We start from the raw sequence: 18062 nt of genomic DNA on the forward strand, positions 1-18062 counted from the left end.
GAAAAATAAAAGGAAAGAAGATATCTTCTTTCCTTTTTACTATAGTTGTTCAAATTCATTTATTACTTATACCGATTAGCTATGTACTATGGATGAATACCGTCTTCTAACAACTCAGTAAATGCATTAGTATGAATAGGCTTACTGTAATAGTAACCTTGAATAAACTGACATTTATTTTTTTGAAGGAAATTTACGTGTTCTTTCGTTTCTACACCTTCAGCAATGACAGACATTCCTAATGTATGTGCTAATGTGATGATCGTTTTAATGATTTCCATTCCATCTTCACACGTTTCAGACATTGTAAGAAATTCTCTCGGGATTTTTAACGTATCGATGGGATATAAAGGTAAGTAGGCTAGCGAAGAATAGCCTGTACCAAAATCGTCGATTGAAATATGAATCCCTAAATTTTTTAGTGTACGCAGTTTTATCAATGTTTCTCGCTCGTCCATCATTGCAATTCGTTCTGTTAATTCAAGATCGAGAGAACTTGCTGGTAAACCTGTAGTTGCTAAAGTAGAAGAAATAGACTTTACAAAATCTTCTTGTTCAAACTCTTTAGCAGATAAATTTACTCCTATTTTTAAATGAGAATATCCGAGTGTGTGCCAACGTTTCATTTCCTGACAGGCTTGCTGTAATGTCCATTTTCCTATTGGAATAATTTGTAGTGTTTCTTCGGCGATAGGGATAAATTCATATGGAGAAATAACACCTAATTCGGGATGGTTCCATCTGATTAAAGCTTCAGCACCGATAATTTTATTAGATTTGCTATCAACTTGAGGTTGATATAAAAGGAATAGTTCTTCATCTTGAATTGCGTTTGGTAAATCTTTCTCTAACCGTAATCGTCTTTCAATTTTTTTAGCGATTACATCGTCATAAATAGAGACAGAGTTAAGCTCTTTTTCCTTAGCATCATACATTGCAACATTAGCGTTTTTTAAGAGTGTAGCGGTATCGATTCCACCAGATGGGTATATAGCGATCCCGATACTAAGTGATAAAGTTAATTTATGCTCATGTATGACAAACGGTTTTTTCATGCCTTCAAATAATTGGTTACATAACTTGAATAAGGAATCATGGTCCGTATAGTTTTCGATTAAAATTGTAAATTCATCGCCACCGATTCTTGACAGATGAGTATGTGATGGAAGACATGATTGGAAACGTTTTGCTACTTCTTCTAATATGTAATCACCTGACGAATGTCCAAGTGTATCGTTAATTACTTTAAAGCGATCTAAATCTAAATATAATAATGCAAACTCACTTTGTGTTGTTTGAGCATTTTTTATTAATTTTCTTAACTTCCTGTGGAAAAAGGATCGGTTCCCAATTTTCGTTACAGTATCGTGGAATGCTAAATATTTTATTTCTTCTTGTTGTTTTTTTAGTGCGGTAATATCCTTTACCATAATATAGCTTCCTGAAATTTGTCCATCTATCATAATAGGAACGATGGTAACGTATAAAAAATAAGTAAAGCCATCTTTATATTGAGAACTAAGTTGTAAGGATGCTGATTCTTGTTGTTTAACTTTTTCTAATGCAGATATCAGTTTATGTTTATCTGCATCTAAAATGATAGAAAAACACGTCTCACCAAGTAACTCGTTCGTTGGTGCTCCGAGTAGCACACTTCCTGCTTTATTTACATTTAAGAATATTCCATTTAAATCAATCGTAAAAATGGGATCAGGATGATATTCATATAATGATTTGAATTTTTGTTGTTTCTGAGATAGGGCCTCTGATTTATGGACTAAATCAGAAGTTCTTAAAGTAACTTTTTCTTCTAGTTGAGCATTAAATACTTGTAAACGTTTTGTTAGGTTGTCGTTTTGCATACGCACAATAGAATGGCGAATAAGTACGAAAACAAAAGCGATACAATTCCCTGTAATGAGAGTTGAAGATGATGTTTGTTCTTTTAACGTAAACCCGATTAGTATTGCAACAGCAAGATAGGGAAATACGACTAAAGCTTTCTTTCCTAGTATAGGGTTTACAATGAAATAATTTTTATAGCTATTATCATCTTCTGAAATAGACCCAGCTATTGCGATAAGCAATATAGGTATTCTATATAAAAGACGTAAAAATGTTATAGTGTCAGTTGATAAATGGGTATTTAAGTAAAAATAAATATAGTTAAAAGTTGCAGAACTAATTAATACAAAAATAAAGATATAAATTTTCCGCTTGGACTTAAAAATTGTTGGGCGGAAAAAGAGACTAACACCTAGTAGAAGAAATAATAGATCTGCAATTGGATATAGAAATGAAAGGAAAATATCTCCGAGTGAAAGTGAGAATATATTTAAATTTGGCTGATTAAATAAATACCATTCTAATGTGAATATGGAAGTAAGTACTATACATATATCACAAATAAAGAAAGCTTTTTCCCATTTATTGCATTCTTTTAAGATTTTATAGCAGAAAGCGATAAGACAGAAGAATAGAAAAAACATGTAAAATACATCAGAAACAGTAAAATGATGTATTGGAAGTTCGAAAAAGGTATCTTGATACGTATATACTACTTTTCCTAATAAAAAACTACCAATTGCAATTGTAATACATATCCAAAAAGGATTTGAACTAACTTTTTTAGAATATATAGAGTAAATTAGCGATATAAATGTAATGACTTCAACGATGAGTGAAGCGAAGCGTACATTGAAATTTGAGAAATGAGTAGGGAACAGAAAGAAAAACATAAAATAGATTGAATAGCATATTAATGTTGTGATTAATATACATAGTTGTAAATTTTTATTTAATTTCAATAAAATCACCTTCTTTAAGTATGCACTATATTCGTAATATCTATACATAATAATATTACTTAAGGATTGTATCAGATTTCCTTATAAAAATCATGTTTATAAAGAAAGAATAGAAGAGTATAATAATTCTTAAAAGTGAAAAATATTATATTTAATAATTTTTAGTATATCAGGAATTTAGATGGAATTTGTATATTTAGTCATCCTTTAGATTTTAAAGGTTTTTTAGTGATTTGCAAGTGGGGATGCAAAATTGCATATGAAATAATAAGAAACTTCTTTCTAGGTGGGGGAAGTTTTTTGTTGTTATAGGATAGTAAGTAAGACATTAGTATGTATCTATTCTCATACTAATGAGGGATTCAAAAAATATGTTACGTATATACAATAAGATGTAATCATTCATAAAATTTTTAGTGGGAGGGAAGAACATGAAAAATTGGGTGAAGTTTCGAATAGCACGTCCAACAGATAAGTTTGAAGAGGTTATAGCATTCTATGAAAAAGGATTAGGTTTAAAACGTATAGGTGAATTCTACGATCATGATGGCTATGATGGGATCATGTTCGGTCTACCAGATGAAGAGTATCATTTAGAATTTACAAGACATATAGATGGAAGCCCTTGTCCGGTTCCAACAAAAGACAATTTACTTGTATTTTACATGCGTGAAGATAGTGAAATGAAAAAAGTGAGTAAAAGGCTGCATACAATGGGATACGATGAAGTAGAACCAGAAAATCCATATTGGAAAGATAAGGGGATAACGATAGAGGATCCGGATGGTTGGAGAATTGTGTTAATGAAAATAGAAGAATAAAGGGTAATGAAACAAATAAGAATAAGGTTTCGAATTTCGATAAGGTAAAAATATATTGGCTTCCTTCTAAGAAATAAAACTAGGAGGAAGCTTTTTGGTTTTTTAGTCTGAAAATTAAAATTTGAAAAAATGTTATGAAAAGATATAAAATAAGAACGTATATTCCTGTTGGTTTGAGACAGTTGTCTTTAAAGATAAATATAAAAATAGGGAGGTTTTTTTATGATATGCCGGATTAAGGACGCAGAAATATACTATGAAATTGTGGGAGAAGGTAAACCAGTCATTATCATACATGGTTGTGCTCCTGACCATAGGTTAATGAAGAGGTGTATGGAATCAGTATTTCAGAAATATGAAGGTTATCAAAGAATTTATATTGATTTACCTGGCATGGGGAAATCGAATGCTCCAGATTGGATAAATAGTTCAGATCGTATAGTAGAAGTGCTTATCACATTTATTGAGGAAATCATTTCTGCTGAAGAATTTTTATTGGTAGGAGAATCATACGGGGGATATTTAGCTAGAGGGATACTTTCAAAGATGTTTGAGAGGGTTAATGGATTATTATTAGTATGTCCTGTTGTTGTGGCACAAACAGGAAAAAGACTTCTACCAGATAAACAGGTAATTGTAAGAGATGAGGAATTTTTAAAAACGCTCACTTCAACCGAAAGGGAAGAATTTTGCGAATTAGCAGTGGTAGCGAATGAATATACATATAAGCGATTCAAAGAAGAGATTAAGCCGGGTCTAGATGTTGCTAATAATGAATTTATTGAAAGATTACAAAAGAATTATTCTCTTACTTTAGACTTTCATCGTAAGAAATATGAGAAACCAGTTCTATTGTTAGCTGGGAGACAAGATATATCAGTAGGTTATCAAGATATTGTACGAATTATTGAAGATTACCCAAGAGCAACATTAGCGGTGTTAGATATGGCGGGACATAATTTGCAAATTGAACAGCCTGATCTATTTGAGAGTTTAGTTTGGGAATGGATTAGACGAACAGTTTAGCAAAGTTCATAAAATAGTTTAAAAGAAGAATTAATTAATATTTTGATTGTACTCAAGTTTTGAGACGGCAGAGATTAAAATAAGTAATTAACTTATAAATATTTTCAAGGAGGACTTATGAATACATATATCTATATGGTTAGGCATGGTGAATCACCAAAATTAGAAGGAGATGAAAGAACACGTGGATTAACTGAGAAGGGAACTTTAGATGCTCATAAAGTAACTGAGATATTAAAAACAGAGGGGATTGATACTTTCATTTCAAGTCCGTACAAGAGGGCTATGTTAACGATAGAAAAGTCAGCTAATTTCCATGAAAAAGAAATAGTAGTATATGAAAATCTCAAAGAGTGTAGGTTTTTAAGTGAGGATAAGATTATATCAGATAAGGAAGTGTATCCACTCGTAAAGAAGATGTTCTCTAATCCAGATTTCACACTAACTGGAGGAGAGTCGTATGTGGATTGTCAGAGAAGAGTCGTGAAAATATTAAAAGAAATATTAATAGATTTTCAAGGACATAAAATTGTAGTTGGTACACATGGGCTTGTAATGACATTGATGATGAACTATTTTGATAACCAGTATGGGCTTGAATTTTTAATGAATACATCAAAGCCAGACGTATATAAGCTAGAATTTAAAGATGAGCAATTAATAAATGTAGAGAGATTATGGAGAGAGAAGTGAAATGGATTATATGGAGTGTGTTTTAAAAACTACTTTTAAAACACACTCTTTTTTGAAGAGAAATAGTTTTTATCAACTATTTTTAGAATGTTAAATCAAATAAGTAATTATTCAGCTTTTGAATAATTTATTGAAAAATTGGTTTAGGGGAACAATTTTAAATGTGACAAAACTCCAAACGCTGGATTTATATTCAATAGGAGAAAAAGATGTAGAATTTTGTCTTACTGTACACGTTTACTTTTCATTTCTTTACATATAGGCTTTGTGGTGTAAGGGGGAAACATCACCCTTACATTAAAATTATAAGGGGGTCATTATGATGAAAAAAATGAAAAAATTTGCAGGAGTAGCTCTAGCGGGTTCAATTGGATTAAGTGGATTACTTTTTTTAGAACCAAGTGTAAGTGCTGCGGAAACATCGCAAGTGAAAGAGGACAAGTTTAATGCTATTGATGTAACGTTGAATCAAAGTGAATCTTATTTATTGAGTGGTAGAAGTATTGATGTTCTTTCTGGAGATAAAGAAGAAATTCAGTTAAACAAATACACAATTAGTTTTAGTAAACCTGGGAAGTATGTTATTAGGGTAAATGGTTGTATTTATAATGATGTATATACTTTTATTGTGAATGAGTAGTATATGCTCTTGATGTTTAATTAAATATATATTATCGGATGAAAAAAGAAACACCCTATTTGCGGTGGGAATCGTAAATAGGGTGAATTATTTGTAAGAAAGTTAATGAAAAGAGTAATTGGTATTAAGTTATGTTTTATATATTTTCATTAATTTGCTCTTTGTTTTTGTTATGTAAAGTATGTAAGCGTGTTTGAAATATCTTAAATGATTGCTGAAAGATTGGACTTTGAATAAAAGTGTATAGAAAAGTTACGATGAAAACAGGACCTCCTAGCATATATCCAATAACTAGTACAACGCATTCTACAATGATTCGAGCCCGGCTAATAGACAGTCCAGTTTTGTCAGAAATAGTAAGCATGAATCCATCGCGGGGTCCAGCGCCAATTCCAGCCGCAACGTACATACCGCCCCCAATACCTGTAATTACAATACCAGAAAACAAAATGAATAAATTTATCCATAAATAATCAGTAGCGTTTGGAAGGATGTTTGATTGTAAGAAAAAGTCCATAATAGGGCCGATAAGCAATGCATTTAAAAATGTGCCTACGTTTATATATTTTGGATCTACTAGTAAAGAAATAAGTACGAGGCATAACCCGCATATAACACTCCAAGTACCAAGTGTCCATCCGAATCGTTCATAGAGAGCCATATTTAAAACTTCCCAAGGATGTAACCCGAGGAATTTAACTTTGACTGCAAGAGCGTTTCCGAGCCCAAAGAAAATTAATCCTAAGAAAAAAAGAAAATAACGAAAGAGAGTTAGTCTCATTTTTTAAACCTCCCATAATATAATTATGTATATTACATGTTAGAATTTTAATGTACAAATATTATGTCTTTTTATGTTTTTTTAAAAGTGTTAACAACGTACATGAAATATACATCTTCACAGTCAAAAAAGTTAAAATATTTCGTTTAAAGGATTATAATAGAGAAAGAAATATAAAAAGGAGTGAACGAGTTTGAAACAAGAACTTATTGAAAGATTTACGAGATATGTGAAGATTGATACACAATCAAATGAAGAAAGTCATACAGTGCCAACAACACCAGGACAGATTGAATTTGGTAAGTTATTAGTAGAAGAGTTAAAAGAAATTGGATTGTCAGAAGTGACGATGGATGGTAATGGTTATGTAATGGCAACACTTCCTGCAAATACAGATAAAGATGTTCCTGTAATCGGCTTTTTAGCACATTTAGACACAGCGACAGACTTTACAGGGAAAAACGTAAAACCACAAATTCATGAAAATTTTGATGGGAAAGCAATTACGTTAAATGAAGAGTTAAACGTTGTACTAACGCCAGAACAGTTCCCAGAACTACCATCATATAAAGGACATACAATTATTACAACTGATGGTACAACACTTCTTGGGGCAGATGATAAAGCTGGTCTTACAGAAATTATGGTGGCAATGAATTATTTAATACATAATCCGCAAATTAAACACGGGAAAATAAGAGTAGCGTTCACACCGGATGAAGAAATTGGCCGTGGACCATCGCATTTTGATGTAGAAGCGTTTGGTGCATCCTTTGCCTATACGATGGACGGAGGTCCATTAGGTGGTTTAGAATATGAAAGTTTTAACGCTGCAAGCGCTAAGTTAACTTTTAAAGGGACAAATACACATCCTGGAACAGCGAAAAATAAAATGCGCAATGCAAGTAAACTCGCTATGGAATTTGATAGGTACTTGCCAGTAGAAGAAGCACCAGAATATACAGAGGGATATGAAGGGTTTTATCATTTACTTTCTTTAAATGGTGATGTTGAGCAAAGTAAAGCTTACTATATTATTCGAGATTTTGATCGTAATCATTTTGAAGCGCGTAAAAATAACATCCAAGATATTGTGAAAAATATGCAAGAAAAGTACGGCGAAGATGCAATCGTTTTAGAGATGAATGATCAGTATTATAATATGCTTGAAAAAATTGAACCGGTGAGAGAAATTGTTGATATTGCGTATGAGGCAATGAAAAGTTTAAATATTGAACCGAATATTCATCCAATTCGCGGCGGGACAGATGGATCACAATTATCATATATGGGATTACCGACACCAAACATTTTTACTGGCGGTGAAAACTATCACGGTAAATTTGAATATGTTTCGGTAGATACTATGGAAAAAGCTGTTCAAGTTATTGTAGAAATCGCAAGACGATTTGAAGAGCAAGCTTAAAAAGAGAACCAAGTAGTAATGAAGTACTACTTGGTTCTTTTCTATAGTAAAAAATAGAAGGTGAAACTTGTTTACAAGACATGTGTAAAAGGGGGAAATGTTATGAGTGAAAATCAGTATCATGGCTATATAGGGACATATACAAAGACGGATAGTAAGGGGATTTATAAATTTATACTTGATACGAAAATTGGAAAGATTAAAGGGATTGAATTAGCAGCTCATATAGGAAATCCAACATATGTAACGATTAGTCATAACAACGAGTACCTTTATTCTGTTGCGAAAGATAATGGATTAGGTGGAATTGCTAGTTTTTCCATTCATAATAAAACGGGTAATCTAGATTTGATTAATACACAACTTTTAGAAGGGGCATCGCCGTGTCATTTAAGTGTGGATCGAGAGAATAGTACAGTAGTAGCAGCGAATTATCATAAAGGAACAGTTGAATCTTATGTAGTGAAAAAGGGTAGTGGAAGTATAAATACTGCTACGACAATTGTAGAACATAAAGGTTCAGGACTGAATAAGGAAAGACAGGAAAAGGCGCATGCTCATTATGCGAGTTTCACTCCTGATGAAAAATATGTAGTAGCAGTTGATTTAGGAATAGACAAGGTGATTACATATAAAGAAAGTGATGGAGGATTAATGGAAGCTGCTTGTTTATCTGTTAAACCTGGTAGCGGTCCGAGACATCTTGTATTCCATCCCAATAAACATCTTGCATACGTTATGACGGAACTAAGTTCAGAAATTATTGCACTGCAATATGATGCACAGAGTGGCAGTTTTAAGGAAAAACAATACATTTCGACATTACCTGAAGAGTATAGTGAAGAGAGTTATGGAAGTGCAATTTATATTTCTTCTGATGGCAAATTCGTTTACGCAGCAAACAGAGGACATAATAGTATCGTAGTTTTTCGAGTAAACGAGCATAATGGGGAGCTAACTTTTATTGAAACAGTATCGACAGAAGGTAATTGGCCACGTGACTTTTCTTTAGATCCGACCGAAAGATTTTTAATTGCTGCGAATGAAAAATCTAATACATTGACTTTATTTACTAGGAATGAATTTACAGGTAAGTTAACGCTTGTACAGACGGGCATAAATGTTCCAGAACCAGTATGTGTGAAGTTTTTACATAATAAAAAATAGATAGGTTTTCCTATCTATTTTTTATTAGGAAATTTTAATATAGCACCCGCCACAAATAAAAAGTCGCGTAAGACTTCCAACTTGTCCAATTTGCTGCAAATTCTTTTATTTCATTTTTAGCCGGTTTCTTTTCGGAACCTGTTATAAATTTAATTGCATTATGCAAACCAACATCATCAATTGGAAAAGCTGAAGGAAATCGTAAACAACGCATCAAAACATAGTGAGCCGTCCATGGCCCTATACCGCGAATGCTAGTTAATTGTTTTTCAGCTTGCTTTACATCTTGTATTTGTAATAGAGATTCCTTGGATAATTTACCTTCTGTAATGAGCTGTGCGATGTCAATTAAGTATTCACATTTTCTTGTAGTCATTTTTAATAATGCGAGATCTTCTACACTTAGAGTTGCTATTACTTCAGGTGAGGGGAATATCCAATGTTTTCTATCGTTCCATTCTACATAATTGCCAAAATTTTCGACTAATCTTCTTTTTAGAGTATAGGCATATGTGAGGTTAATTTGTTGACCGATAATTCCCCAGGAAAGTGCTTCAAATAAATCTGGAATACCTAATGTGCGAAGCCCATAATACTCTTGAATAGGACCTTGAAGGAGTGGATCATGTTTTGCTAATTTATAAAAGGGAGCTAAATCCGTAGTTAAATCAAACCACTCTTTTACATAGTTAGCTACAGCATCGCATATCCATTTTTTAGAGATATATGATTCTCCTAAAAAACGTATTTGAATATTGCCATCAGTATTTATACTAATTTCAACAAAAGGATTTACATCTTGAACAGGGATGACTTTATAAATTTTGTTATCTTCAATATGAAACATACATTCATTGTTAGAACGTGATAGATAGCGTAAATTTTCTTGGAAACTAAATTCTTTCGGAACTGCTAAAGTCAATGTGCTATTATATTCTGCTGTCATATGAATTCCACCGGTAACTTTTCTAATGTAAGCAATTCTTTCTTCATTTCTAATCCGCCTCTAAAACCAGTTAGTTTTCCATCTTTTCCTATAACGCGATGGCAAGGAATTGTAATAAGAAGTGGGTTGGCAGCAATAGCAGAAGCAACGGCACGTACAGCTGTAGGTTTTTGAATTCTTTCTGCAATTTCTGAATAAGAATATGTTTTTCCGTAAGGAATTTCACGTACCGTATTCCAAACAGATAATTGAAATTCAGTTCCGTAAGCATCAATAGGCAATGTGAAAGTTTCTAGCTTGTTTTCTAAATACTCGATAACTTCTTTTGTATATGTTTGCAGGTAATCTGGATTGCGAGTCAATATATGTTGTGGCAGTTTTTTTCTAGCCCACAAATTTAGTTCTTCAAAGTTTTCTTCTTGAGATCCAATGAAACATAGTCCATTTTCAGTTGCAGCAATATGCAAGCGCCAATTTTTATGTGTAATTAGCGTCCAATATATAGATTTATTTTTATAGGAATTCATTATTGTATCCCTCTTTCATTTTGTTCTTTTTTCGATATTCAGTAGGAGTAAATCCGGTTTTCTTTTTAAATAAAGTTGCGAAATACTCCGTGTTTTCTATCCCGACAGCAGTACTAATTTCCTTAACGGATTGATTTGTATGTGAAATATATTCTGCCGCTTTAACAATCCTAAATTGCTGTATATATTCTATGGGACTTATTCCTATCAGTCTTTTGAAAGTGCGTTGTAAATGAAAAGGGCTACCGTGGCACATTTCTGCAAGTAGGCCGAGAGTTAGTGCTTCGTCATAATGTTTTTCGATATAGTCTTTAATTTGTTCTACCCACTCTTCATTAGGTAAAATTATCCCATTTGGTTTACAACGTTTGCACGGACGAAAGTGTTCATGCAGTGCTTGCTCTGCATTTAGAAAAATTCGCACGTTGTTTTTATTCGGTATTCTCGATTTACACGATGGCCGGCAAAAGATCCCGGTTGATTTCACAGCATAAAAGAACTTGTTATCATATGAAGAATCATTATGAATAATTGCTTGCCAATACTCATTTGTTAACGTAAACCCTTCATTATGCAAAGATCATCACCTCTGAAATTAGTATAACCTGAATCATGTGCGTATGTACGTATTCACAAATGTAAGAGCAAGATTACAAAGATGAAAATATGATTCTTTTTCTATTTTGTGATAGCATGAAATTTGGAAGTGAACATCAAGAGGAGGACTATAAGTGAAGTTAATTTCATGGAATGTAAATGGTTTGCGAGCAGTTATTGCAAAGGGTGGATTTTTAGAGTATCTCGAAGAATCCAATGCAGATATATTTTGTTTACAAGAGATTAAATTACAAAGTGGACAAATTGATTTAAATTTAGATGGATATTATACATATTGGAATTATGCTGTGAAAAAAGGATATTCAGGAACGGCTATTTTTACAAAAAAGGAACCGCTTTCTGTTACATACGGATTAGGAATTGAGGAACATGATCAAGAAGGACGAGTCATTACTTTAGAATTTGAAGATTTTTATATGATAACGTTATATACACCAAACTCCAAACGTGGATTAGAACGCTTAGATTACAGAATGAAATGGGAAGATGATTTCAGGGCCTATATTAAGCGATTAGATGAAAAGAAACCAGTTGTTTTTTGTGGAGATTTAAACGTCGCGCATAAAGAAATAGATTTAAAAAATCCAAAAAGTAACCGTAAAAACCCTGGATTCTCTGATGAGGAGAGGGAGAAGTTTACACGTATTTTAGAAGAAAGATTTGTTGATACGTATCGCTACCTTTATCCTGATCAGGAAGGAGCATACTCGTGGTGGTCGTATCGTATGGGAGCGAGAGCAAAAAATATTGGATGGCGTTTAGATTATTTTGTTGTCTCGGAAAGAATGAAAGACAAAATAACAGAGGCGAAAATTAACAGTGAAGTGATGGGATCAGACCATTGTCCAGTTGAATTACATATAAATTTCTAAAAAAAGAAGTATCTCCCTAATATTAGGGAGATACTTCTTTTTTGATTCAGTTTGTTAAAATTTTTCAAATCATTCTTGAAATAATTGCATATTAAATATATACTTAGTAACGATAATCATTATCACTGAAAAGGATTATCAATGGTTGAGGTGTAAAAGAATTATAGTTTAGGGGAAGTGAATGAGGATGAGTTCCGGATAAAATTATTAATCTAATGAAATATATGTTTGGAACAAGTTTCATGTAGTTAAGTTTTCATATAAAAATAATCTATTTACAGGTTTTGAGAGGAGATATATAAAGATGAACAAGAAGTTATTTACATTAGGGATGGTTACAGTTTTAAGTGTAGGTTTAGCAGCATGTAATAGTACGGATAAAACTTCAGGGGAACAAAAGCAACAGACAAAAGCTACGGAAACAAAAAAAGATGAAAAACGAAAAATTACATATTTAGGTAAAGAATATACAGTACCAGCAAAAGTAGATAAAATTGCGACAGCAAGTTTAGAGTCAATGGAAGATGCAGCAGTACTTGGAATTAAACCAGTTGGTGCCATTACTGTTGGTGGTAAATTACCGAAGTATCTTGAGAAAGATTTAGAAGGTGCGAAATCTGTTGGTGAGAAAATGGAACCAAATTTCGAAACATTACTGCAATTAAAACCAGATGTTATTACATCAAGTACGAAATTCCCAGCAGAAACAGCTGAAAAGTTTACGAAAGTAGCTCCGACATTCCCAGTATCACATGTTTCAATAAATTGGGAAGATAACTTAAAGTTAATGGGAGAATTAACTGGTAAAAAAGATAAAGCAGAAAAAATTATTAAAGATTACAATGCAGATGCTGAAAAAGCAAAAGCAAAATTAGGAGATAAGTTAAAAGACAAAAAAGTCCTTGTAATTAGACTAAGAGCAAACGAATTATTCTTATATCCAGAAGGAGTGTACTTCAACCCTGTAATTTATAAAGATCTTGGACTAACAGCTCCAGAACAATTGAAAACTGTAAAAGCACAAGAGAAAATTTCATTTGAAAAACTTGCTGAACTTAACCCGGATTATGTTTTCTTACAATATGAGGCAAGTGAAAATAAAAACCCGAAAGTGCTAGAAGAAATTGAAAGCAATCCAATTTGGCAAAGTATGAATGCTGCGAAAGAAAAGAAAGTATTTGTAAACGTTGTTGATCCAATGGCACAAGGTGGTACTGCTTGGAGTAAAACAGCATTCTTAAAAGAAGCAGTGAAAAATTTATCTAAATAATATAATAAGTAAGGTGCGTTGAATGATATGCAGAAAACAAATGCAGTACCAGTAACCATATTATGTATAGCACCCATACTCATCTTATTTACAGTTATACTTTCTATTTTGTATGGGGCAAAAAGTATTGATGCTGAAACAGTGTGGAACGCATTATTTCATTTTGATTCAAGCGATGTAAATCATAATATTATTATTACTTCACGTTTACCAAGGGTAGTTGCAGCTCTTTTAGTCGGAGCATTTCTAGCCATATCAGGAGCACTTATGCAGGGGATGACAAGAAACTATCTTGCATCCCCTTCTATTATGGGTGTGACGGATGGGGCAGCCTTTGTTATTACACTTTGTATGATTTTTCTTCCAGGAATGTCCTCAATTGGCATGGTTTTATGTTCAATGATTGGTTCTGCACTCGGAGCCGGTATTGTGTTTGGTTTTGGTTCGCTTCTTCAAAATGGCTTATCACCAGTTCGGTTAGCAATTATAGGGACAGTTATTGGAACATTTTTAAGCAGTGTATCTGCTGCAATGGCTTCATATTTCCAAATTTCTCAAAATGTTAGTTTTTGGTTTAATGCAAAATTAGATCAAGTCGATCCTAATATAATTAAAATCACGATACCTTTTGGGATAATTGGAATAGTTTTAGCTCTGTTAATATCAAAATCTATTACTATTCTTTCTTTAGGAGAAGAAGTTTCTATTAATCTAGGACAGCGTACAAAACTAGTTAAAGCGATGGCTATTTTATCAGTTATCTTTTTAACAGGAACTGCAGTTGCTTTAGTGGGGAAAGTTGGCTTTGTAGGTTTAATTATTCCGCACATTACTCGCTTTATAATTGGGGTAGATTATAAGTGGATTTTACCATGTGCAGGCGTTATTGGCGGCGTTTTTTTAGCATTATGTGACGTTTTAAGTAGATTTGTAAATTATCCATTTGAAACGCCAATCGGAGTCGTAACATCATTAATTGGAATTCCTTTCTTCCTTTATTTAATCCGTACAAGAGGAGGAGAGAGACATGCTTAAAAGCTCAAGTCAACGTTTTGGAATGACGATGGGGATTATTATATTTTTAATACTATGTGCTATTTACATTAGTTTAACGAATGGTACGTTTGATATTACGATTACAGATGTATTTAAAACACTCCTTAGAATAGATCCAGTACCAGACCATGATTTAGTTATTTTTGAGTTTCGTCTTCCGCGCATTGTAATTGCTGGATTAGTAGGATTAGGTCTCGGCGTTGCCGGTGCTGTAATTCAAGGGATTACGAAAAATGGATTGGCGGACCCAGGTATTTTAGGCGTAAATGCCGGAGCAGGAACAGCCATCGTTATTTTTATGTTTTTCTTTCAAGGACAATTAAAAAGTACAGACTGGGTTTCTATTATGATGATGCCAATGTTTGGTTTAGTGGGCGGATTAGGTGCAGCTATCATTATTTATCTGTTTTCTTGGAAAAACGGTAAGTTAGATTCGCAGCGTCTTTTATTAACAGGGATTGCGATTGGATCAGGATTTGGAGCCTTTTCTATGTACTTATCACTCAAAATGAAGTCAACTGATTTTGAAATGGCTGCAGTATGGGTGTCTGGAAGTATTTATAATGCAAACTGGAAATATATTATTGCTATGTTGCCATGGCTTATTATATTAATTCCTCTCATACAAAAGAAAGCTTATTTATTAGATTTATTTCAATTGGAAGAAACGAGTATTACAAGTTTAGGTGTTTCAGTAGAAAGAGAGAAATCAATTTTACTACTAAGTAGTATTGGACTTGTGAGCGCATGTGTTGCTGTTTCAGGAAGTATTGGTTTCATTGGGCTAATGGCACCGCATATAGCGAAACGACTTGTCGGTATTCAGCATAAGCATATCATTCCTACGTGCGGAGTAATCGGAATGTTCCTTGTAATTGCTTCAGACTTTATTGCAAAAACAGTTTTCACACCTGTAGAGTTACCAGTTGGAATCGTTATTTCTATTGTCGGTGTACCTTATTTCTTATATTTACTTTATAAGGCGAAAGCGTAAGAGGAGGAATAAAAGTGAGTATTTTAAGTGCAAAAAATTTAGAAACAAGTTATGAAAAGCTTACAGTGTTTCGCGATTTAAATGTGGAAATACAAGAAGGAAAAGTAACGACAATTATAGGACCAAACGGGTGCGGTAAATCGACACTGTTAAAAACAATGGGAAGAATTTTAAAGCAAAAGAGCGGTAAAGTATATTTGCAAGGACAGGATTTAAATACAATTCCAACGAAAGAAATTGCGAAGCAGTTAGCTTTACTCCCGCAAACTCCAATTGCGCCAGGAGAGCTGAAAGTAGAAGAATTAATTTCTTATGGACGTTATCCACATCGAAATAATGTAAATAAGTTAACTTCAAAAGATAAAGAGATGATTGACTGGGCATTAGATATAACGAAAACTTCTGAATTTCGAACGAGACAAATTGCAAATTTATCAGGCGGTCAACGACAAAAGGTATGGCTAGCGATGGCGTTAGCACAAGAGACAGAAGTGTTACTACTAGATGAACCAACTACATATCTTGATATGTCTCATCAATTAGATGTATTACAAATTGTAGAAAAATTAAACAAAGAGCATAATTGTACGGTCGTAATGGTACTACATGATATTAACCATGCAGCGAGGTTTTCAGATGAAATTATTGCAATGAAGGAAGGGGAAATCGTTACAACTGGTAGCCCAGAAGAAATCATTACAAATGAAGTGTTAAAAGAAGTATTTCATATTGATGCACGTGTCATGATTGATCCGTATAATGGGTCTCCTGTTTGTTTTGGATACGATAGCGTTGTACCTCAAGAAGAGAAAGTAGAAATATATGTAACGAGTTAAGAAGGGGGATATAAGATGAATACTACTATTGAAAAACAGCAGATTATAACATCTAATACAGAACAGTGGAACATGTATTCAAAATTAGAAGGTCAGGAATATCAAATTCATATTTCAAAGCCGAGGCAACCAGCACCAGAGTCAGGATATCCTGTTATATACGTATTAGATGGCAATGCCTTTTTTCAAACATTTCATGAAGCAGTTAAAATACAATCAGTTAGAGCAGAAAAAACAGGTGTCTCACCAGCCATTATAGTAGGTATTGGTTATCCAATTGAAGGGGCATTTTCAGGTGAAGAAAGATGCTATGATTTTACGCCTAGCGTAATTTCAAAAGATGCTCCTTTAAAACCGGATGGTAAACCGTGGCCTAAAACAGGAGGTGCACATAACTTCTTTACGTTTATTGAAGAAGAATTGAAACCACAAATTGAAAATAATTTTGAAATTGATAAAGAGAAACAAACGTTATTTGGACATTCTCTAGGTGGATTATTTGCATTACATATACTATTTACAAATGTAAATGCTTTTCAAAATTATTTTATTAGTAGTCCGTCTATTTGGTGGAATAATCAATCTGTACTTGAAAAAGAAGAGAACCTTATAAATGAATTAAATACAGCGAAGGTTGAAGCAGGAGTATTCCTTACAGTTGGATCATTGGAGCGAGCGCATATGGTTGTAGATGCAAATGCATTATCAGAGCGCCTACTCCAATTAAAACATGAGAAGTTTAGATTTAAATTTTATGAGGCTGAAGGAGAGAATCATGCATCTGTTGTGCCGACTTCTTTAAGTAAAGGACTAAGGTATATTAGTCATATGTAGAAGGAGTATATGAAAAAAGGTAAGCAATTGCTTACCTTTTTTCACTATTGTTTTATTGCCACGTATCCATCAATTAAAAAGCTAGTGAAAAAACGAGTGATTTGAGTAAAGCCACATTCCTCCATGATAGTTAGTAAACCTGTTTCAGAAATAGGAAACATTTCTTTTTCAAAAGAATTTTCAAATCGTTCCCAATCTTCTAATGGGATTTTATTTTGTAACATATGATTTCGCCAAGCATTCAATTGTGCAGAAAATTTATTTGTATGACGCACACCATTTATCGTAGAGAGAAAAAATGGTGCACCTGGTTTTAAGCGGTTACTAATTTCTTTAAGAAGTTCTTTTTTCTGGTTAATATTTGGGATGAAATGAAGAACAAGCATGCAAGTAGCAGCGTCAAATAACTGATTCGGTAATAATGAATGGACGGTTCCGTGTGTAAAATGAATATGGTTTTGTAGTTCCTCTCTTTCAATTCTCTTTTTTGCTAACTGAAGCATTAGTTTAGACGGATCAACACCTGTAAATTCGAGGGTCTGATTTTGTTTACCCATTGAAATTATTTCTTGACCACCGCCAGCACCAATAACTAATAAGTGTGGAGCGGAGATTCCTAATGGAATTGTAGTAGACAAGAAATGATTCATCATTTCATAAAGGGTAAAGTATCCAGGGATTTTTAATGGAATCATTCGTTCGTATGTATTTATGGTAGAGTCATTCCAACTCATTTTTCACCCTCCTT

Annotated in this window: 18 protein-coding genes; 12 read left to right on the plus strand and 6 right to left on the minus strand. The window is 33.2% G+C overall.

Annotated elements, in window-relative coordinates; all coding sequences use genetic code 11:
- Window positions 1-86: 86 nt before the first annotated feature.
- Window positions 87-2807: a putative bifunctional diguanylate cyclase/phosphodiesterase gene (locus QCI75_RS08940; RefSeq protein WP_144507574.1), complete on the minus strand. Its 2721-nt coding sequence runs from the start codon at window positions 2805-2807 to the stop codon at window positions 87-89.
- Window positions 2808-3238: 431 nt separating this feature from the next.
- Here QCI75_RS08940 and QCI75_RS08945 point away from each other — a divergent pair, with 431 nt between their 5' ends.
- From QCI75_RS08945 to QCI75_RS08960, 4 genes are all read left to right on the plus strand, one after another.
- Window positions 3239-3628 carry a VOC family protein gene (locus QCI75_RS08945; RefSeq protein WP_353760299.1) on the plus strand — a complete coding sequence of 130 codons (390 nt, stop codon included), beginning with the start codon at window positions 3239-3241 and terminating at the stop codon, window positions 3626-3628.
- A 222-nt stretch (window positions 3629-3850) separates the two neighbouring features.
- Complete coding sequence (locus QCI75_RS08950) at window positions 3851-4654, plus strand: alpha/beta fold hydrolase (protein ID WP_144506877.1); 804 nt, start codon at window positions 3851-3853, stop codon at window positions 4652-4654.
- Between the two features lie 117 nt (window positions 4655-4771).
- Complete coding sequence (locus tag QCI75_RS08955; protein ID WP_144506878.1) at window positions 4772-5347, plus strand: histidine phosphatase family protein; 576 nt, start codon at window positions 4772-4774, stop codon at window positions 5345-5347.
- Between the two features lie 322 nt (window positions 5348-5669).
- Window positions 5670-5987 carry a hypothetical protein gene (locus QCI75_RS08960; RefSeq protein ID WP_144506879.1) on the plus strand — a complete coding sequence of 106 codons (318 nt, stop codon included), beginning with the start codon at window positions 5670-5672 and terminating at the stop codon, window positions 5985-5987.
- 136 nt (window positions 5988-6123) lie between these two features.
- Here the strand turns inward: QCI75_RS08960 and QCI75_RS08965 are convergent, their stop codons facing one another.
- Window positions 6124-6768, minus strand: coding sequence for a YczE/YyaS/YitT family protein (locus QCI75_RS08965; RefSeq protein ID WP_144506880.1), 645 nt, complete (start codon window positions 6766-6768; stop codon window positions 6124-6126).
- Window positions 6769-6961: 193 nt separating this feature from the next.
- Here QCI75_RS08965 and pepT point away from each other — a divergent pair, with 193 nt between their 5' ends.
- Both pepT and QCI75_RS08975 read left to right on the plus strand, forming a co-directional pair.
- Complete coding sequence (gene pepT, locus QCI75_RS08970; protein WP_078172968.1) at window positions 6962-8194, plus strand: peptidase T; 1233 nt, start codon at window positions 6962-6964, stop codon at window positions 8192-8194.
- Between the two features lie 102 nt (window positions 8195-8296).
- Window positions 8297-9361, plus strand: a complete 1065-nt coding sequence (locus QCI75_RS08975; protein WP_353760300.1) for a lactonase family protein — start codon at window positions 8297-8299, stop codon at window positions 9359-9361.
- A 34-nt stretch (window positions 9362-9395) separates the two neighbouring features.
- Here QCI75_RS08975 and QCI75_RS08980 read toward each other — a convergent pair whose 3' ends face one another.
- Genes QCI75_RS08980 through QCI75_RS08990 form a run of 3 tightly spaced genes read right to left on the minus strand, consistent with a single transcriptional unit; the run spans window position 9396 to window position 11411 of the window.
- Window positions 9396-10307 carry a DNA-3-methyladenine glycosylase family protein gene (locus QCI75_RS08980; protein WP_353760301.1) on the minus strand — a complete coding sequence of 304 codons (912 nt, stop codon included), beginning with the start codon at window positions 10305-10307 and terminating at the stop codon, window positions 9396-9398.
- Window positions 10304-10834: a methylated-DNA--[protein]-cysteine S-methyltransferase gene (locus QCI75_RS08985; RefSeq protein WP_144506883.1), complete on the minus strand. Its 531-nt coding sequence runs from the start codon at window positions 10832-10834 to the stop codon at window positions 10304-10306. Before QCI75_RS08985 ends, QCI75_RS08980 begins: the two co-directional genes overlap by 4 nt.
- The gene (locus tag QCI75_RS08990; RefSeq protein ID WP_144506884.1) at window positions 10821-11411 is read right to left on the minus strand and encodes a bifunctional transcriptional activator/DNA repair enzyme AdaA; all 591 of its coding nucleotides are present in this window, start codon (window positions 11409-11411) and stop codon (window positions 10821-10823) included. The genes QCI75_RS08985 and QCI75_RS08990 overlap by 14 nt, the downstream gene beginning before the upstream one ends.
- Before the next feature lie 154 nt (window positions 11412-11565).
- On the opposite strand from QCI75_RS08990, the gene QCI75_RS08995 reads away from it, so the two are divergent.
- From QCI75_RS08995 to QCI75_RS09020, 6 genes are all read left to right on the plus strand, one after another.
- Window positions 11566-12324 carry an exodeoxyribonuclease III gene (locus QCI75_RS08995; protein ID WP_199673935.1) on the plus strand — a complete coding sequence of 253 codons (759 nt, stop codon included), beginning with the start codon at window positions 11566-11568 and terminating at the stop codon, window positions 12322-12324.
- Window positions 12325-12628: 304 nt separating this feature from the next.
- On the plus strand, window positions 12629-13594 hold the full coding sequence (locus tag QCI75_RS09000; protein ID WP_353760303.1) for an iron-hydroxamate ABC transporter substrate-binding protein: 966 nt from the start codon (window positions 12629-12631) through the stop codon (window positions 13592-13594).
- 27 nt (window positions 13595-13621) lie between these two features.
- Window positions 13622-14629, plus strand: a complete 1008-nt coding sequence (locus QCI75_RS09005) for a FecCD family ABC transporter permease (RefSeq protein ID WP_001173055.1) — start codon at window positions 13622-13624, stop codon at window positions 14627-14629.
- Entirely contained in the window at window positions 14622-15644 is a 1023-nt protein-coding gene (locus QCI75_RS09010; RefSeq protein WP_353760304.1) for a FecCD family ABC transporter permease, read from the plus strand. The genes QCI75_RS09005 and QCI75_RS09010 overlap by 8 nt, the downstream gene beginning before the upstream one ends.
- Window positions 15645-15658: 14 nt before the next feature.
- Window positions 15659-16480 carry an ABC transporter ATP-binding protein gene (locus QCI75_RS09015; RefSeq protein ID WP_144506887.1) on the plus strand — a complete coding sequence of 274 codons (822 nt, stop codon included), beginning with the start codon at window positions 15659-15661 and terminating at the stop codon, window positions 16478-16480.
- Window positions 16481-16495: 15 nt separating this feature from the next.
- Complete coding sequence (locus tag QCI75_RS09020) at window positions 16496-17314, plus strand: alpha/beta hydrolase (RefSeq protein WP_144506888.1); 819 nt, start codon at window positions 16496-16498, stop codon at window positions 17312-17314.
- A gap of 44 nt (window positions 17315-17358) precedes the next feature.
- On the opposite strand, the gene QCI75_RS09025 is transcribed toward QCI75_RS09020, so the two are convergent.
- Window positions 17359-18048 (minus strand): class I SAM-dependent methyltransferase, encoded by a 690-nt coding sequence (locus QCI75_RS09025; RefSeq protein ID WP_353760305.1) that lies wholly within the window; start codon window positions 18046-18048, stop codon window positions 17359-17361.
- Between the last annotated feature and the right edge of the window lie 14 nt (window positions 18049-18062).

The sequence above is a fragment of the Bacillus cereus group sp. RP43 genome (assembly GCF_040459645.1).
Taxonomy (GTDB): domain Bacteria; phylum Bacillota; class Bacilli; order Bacillales; family Bacillaceae_G; genus Bacillus_A; species Bacillus_A mycoides_C.